Origin of the sequence: Saccharopolyspora spinosa NRRL 18395 (assembly GCF_000194155.1) — a bacterium.
Lineage (GTDB): Bacteria > Actinomycetota > Actinomycetes > Mycobacteriales > Pseudonocardiaceae > Saccharopolyspora > Saccharopolyspora spinosa.
Map to the genome: position 1 here is coordinate 5109 of NZ_GL877888.1, position 3343 is coordinate 8451.

At 67.0% G+C, this 3343-nt stretch carries 3 protein-coding genes; all 3 read right to left on the reverse strand.

Annotated elements, in window-relative coordinates:
* Nucleotides 1-588: 588 nt before the first annotated feature.
* Nucleotides 589-765 (reverse strand): helix-turn-helix domain-containing protein, encoded by a 177-nt coding sequence (locus SSPN_RS53445; protein ID WP_010316636.1) that lies wholly within the window; start codon nt 763-765, stop codon nt 589-591.
* A gap of 678 nt (nt 766-1443) precedes the next feature.
* Nucleotides 1444-1755 carry a hypothetical protein gene (locus SSPN_RS48415; RefSeq protein WP_010316637.1) on the reverse strand — a complete coding sequence of 104 codons (312 nt, stop codon included), beginning with the start codon at nt 1753-1755 and terminating at the stop codon, nt 1444-1446.
* 234 nt (nt 1756-1989) lie between these two features.
* Nucleotides 1990-2499, reverse strand: a complete 510-nt coding sequence (locus tag SSPN_RS61330) for a helix-turn-helix domain-containing protein (protein ID WP_010316638.1) — start codon at nt 2497-2499, stop codon at nt 1990-1992.
* Between the last annotated feature and the right edge of the window lie 844 nt (nt 2500-3343).

The window sequence follows — 3343 nt, forward strand, 5'->3', positions numbered from 1 at the left end:
GGGAGCCGGAAACCGCGTTTTCCGGGGCGTTTCCGGGGCGTGTTCCCTCGCCTCCCTCGTTCCCTCTCGGGTCGTTTCCGCAGGTCGGGCCGGGGGAATCGGCGAGGGAGGCGGGGAGGGAAAATTCCCTCCCTCCCCGGCGACTCCCTGCCCTGTTCCCTGTCCGATTCCCTGCCGGATCGACGGGTTGGTGTGCTGACTGCGGTTCATCGGTGCTCCCGTTCCGTACGAAGTTGACGAAGTTACGAACTTTGGCTTTGACCTGCGGTTTCGTGTGGAGCAAAGTTCGTACGTACGAACTTTGCTCTCAGCGTTTGTCCTGGTCAGGGGCATTGTTCGTAAGTTCGTAGTGTTCGTTCGCCGGGTCGGCTCGATCCGGCAAGTGAGTGGATGGCGTCCGGTCGCCGTAGACGTCGCGTGGAGCGGGGTTGGCGAGGTCGATTCACTGGATTCACTTGACTCACTTCCGGGTCGTTGTCGCAGGTCACGCCCAGTGAGTGCCGGAAGTGAGTGGGCAAGTGACTATTCACCTGTCCCGGCCGTACTCACTTGCCCACTCACTTCCGGTCCGTGCCCGCCGAACGGGTCTCATGCGGCGTGCTGTTCGGCGGCCAGGCGCTTGATGTAGGCGGTGATGGCTTCGGCCGGGACACGGCGGGCGTGGCCGATGCGCACCGAGGCAACGTCGCCGGACTTCAGCAACCGGAACATCGTGGTCCGGCTCACCGACAACCGGCGTGCGGCGGCCTCGACGGTGAGCAGCACGCGCGGCTCCTCCTCCGGCTGCCGGGACAGGGGGAGGGAACGACCGTCGGGAGCCGGAAACCGCGTTTTCCGGGGGTTTCCCGGGGCGCATTCCCTCGCCTCCCTCGTTCCCTCTCGGGTCGTTTCCGCAGGTCGGGCCGGGGGAATCGGCGAGGGAGGCGGGGAGGGAAAATTCCCTCCCTCCCCGGCGACTCCTTTCCGGGGGTTTCCCGGGGCGCATTCCCTCGCCTCCCTCGTTCCCTCTCGGGTCGTTTCCGCAGGTCGGACCGGGGGAATCGGCGAGGGAGGCGGAGAGGGAAAATTCCCTCCCTCCCCGGCGACTCCCTGCCCTGTTCCCTGTCCGATTCCCTGCCGGATCGACGGGTTGGTGTGCTGACTGCGGTTCATCGGTGCTCCCGTTCCGTACGAAGTTGACGAAGTTACGAACTTTGGCTTTGACCTGCGGTTTCGTGTGGAGCAAAGTTCGTACGTACGAGCTAGGTCTAGCAGCCCTGGCCGCTAGGTCTAGCGGTGCCGAATGAGCTTCGCCGCTGGTCTCGACGCCCCCGGATTCCGGGGTTTTCAAGGGGGGTCTCGGCCGGTGCTCATTCGCCTCATTCCGCTCATTTTCGCTGGTCAGAGTGGATGAGGTGGCCGAATGAGCGATCTCATTCGCTGACGGTGACCTCATTGCCGAGCTCATCCGGCGGCGCCGGCCACTCGGGGCCGGGTTCGCCGTGTTCGGCGGGGGTCTCGTCGGCGCAGCCTCGGTGCGGGCACAGCTGCACCGGCTCGGTCCAGGGTGAGCATCGCGGCGCGCAGTCCGGCGAGCGCGCCGAACCCGGCCAGGGCGAGGGTGCGCACCATGCCGGAGGCCACGGCCAGCGTGCCGATCAGCAGCGCGGGCAGCACGGCCCGCCACATCATCACGGCCGCCGCAGCGACGATGAGCAGAGCGAGCACTCCGAGCGCGGCCAGGACGCGGCCGAGGATCTCCAAGAGCGGGTTCATGGTCGGGTCTCCCTTCGGGTCGAGGTGGGCGGGTGGGTGGCGTCCGGTCGCCGTAGGCGTCGTGTGGAGCGGGGTTCGCGAGGCTGGTTCACTGGGCTCACTTGACTCACTTCCGCGTCGTTGTCGCAGGTCACGCCCAGTGAATGCCGGAAGTGAGTGGGCAAGTGACTATTCACCTGTCCCGGCTGTACTCACTTGCCCACTCACTTCCGGTTTCCGGCCGCCGAACGGGACTCACGCGGCGTGCTGTTCGGCGGCCAGGCGCTTGACGTAGGCAGTGATGGCTTCGGCCGGGACACGGCGGGCGTGGCCGATGCGCACCGAGGCGACGTCGCCGGACTTCAGCAACCGGAACATCGTGGTCCGGCTCACCGACAACCGGCGTGCGGCGGCCTCGACGGTGAGCAGCTCGCGCGGCTCCTCCTCCGGCTGCCGGGACAGGGGGAGGGAACGACCGTCGGGAGCCGGAAACCGCGTTTTCCGGGGGTTTCCCGGGGCGCATTCCCTCGCCTCCCTCGTTCCCTCTCCGCCGCGCCGGATCTCCTCCCACGTCACGATCGGGAAGTTCCGCGACCACACCTCGGCCAGGCCCAGCGCTTCCGGCGTGGTGCCGTAGACCGTGGCCAGCAGGTCCCGGTAGGTCTGCGAGACCGTGAGCTTGCCCTGTTCCCACCCGCAGATCAGGCCCTTGAGCGTGCCCAAAGCGCCCAACCGGATGCCCCGCGCCTCCGCCGCCCTGATCACGTGGCTGGCCAGCTCGCCCTGAGTCGGGTTAGACCGGCCCGCGTGGGGTCTGGCCTGCGGAGAGTTAGAAAAGTTAGGCGAGTTAGGCGGATTAGCCGCCAGGTTGGGAGCTTCAAAAAAGCTCCCAACTGGGGGGGTGCGGGGACCCGGGTTGTCTAACTCGCCTCACCTGGCGGCTAGCGGGCCAGGCCGGGGGCGGCCGAGTACCGTGGTGACGCGGAGTCAGCGTTGCGAGTGGCCGACCGCTAGGCGCTAGGTGCCTGGTCGGCGGCGGTTCGGGTTGTCTAACTCGCCTCACCTGGCGGCTAGCGGGCCAGGCCGGGGGCGGCCGAGTGCCGTGGTGACGCGGAGTCAGCGTTGCGAGTGGCCGACCGCTAGGCGCTAGGTGCCTGGTCGGCGGCGGTTCGGGTCGCTAGCGACCTGACCTGCGGTTTCGTCGGGAGCAAAGTTCGTACGTACGAACTTTGCTCTCAGCGTTTGTCCTGGTCAGGGGCATTGTTCGTAAGTTCGTAGTGTTCGTTCGCCGGGTCGGCTCGATCCGGCAAGTGAGTGGATGGCGTCCGGTCGCCGTAGACGTCGCGTGGAGCGGGGTTGGCGAGGTCGATTCACTGGATTCACTTGACTCACTTCCGGGTCGTTGTCGCAGGTCACGCCCAGTGAGTGCCGGAAGTGAGTGGGCAAGTGACTATTCACCTGTCCCGGCCGTACTCACTTGCCCACTCACTTCCGGTCCGTGCCCGCCGAACGGGTCTCATGCGGCGTGCTGTTCGGCGGCCAGGCGCTTGATGTAGGCGGGGATGGCTTCGGCCGGGACACGGCGGGCGTGGCCGATGCGCACCGAGGC

Excerpts from the sequence above, each read along its gene's own strand:
- SSPN_RS48415 (WP_010316637.1), bottom strand. The coding sequence starts at position 1,755 with ATGAACCCGCTCTTGGAGATCCTCGGCCGCGTCCTGGCCGCGCTCGGA.